A 330-nucleotide genomic window follows, 5' to 3' on the forward strand; every position below is an offset into this window, starting at 1 on the left:
AATTGTACTACTTTTACTGGCCAGACCTAAAGGCCTCCATTATTTCTTTCGTTGATTTCTCCTTACCTCCTCACCAGTGAATGGATCAATGTATTCCATAAAACTGAGTTGTTCTGCCACTATATCATCTTGTATTTGATGTCGTATGTATTCCTCTATCACCTTTTTATTTCTTCCTACTGTATCTACATAATATCCAGTACACCAAAATTTTCGGTTCCCGTATCTATATTTCAAATGTGCGTGACGGTCAAATATCATCAAGCTACTTTTTCCTTTTAAATATCCTACAAATGCAGACACACTTAACTTAGGCGGGATACTTACTAA

1 protein-coding gene is annotated in these 330 nt (G+C 35.8%); it reads right to left on the reverse strand.

Translation table 11 applies throughout. The features are described 5' to 3' along the window. Positions 1-39: 39 nt before the first annotated feature. The coding region (gene tnpA / locus AAHB12_RS31475) for an IS200/IS605 family transposase (RefSeq protein ID WP_342048965.1) at positions 40-330 on the reverse strand (291 nt) is incomplete at its 5' end.

This window comes from Bacillus sp. OTU530 (assembly GCF_038440375.1).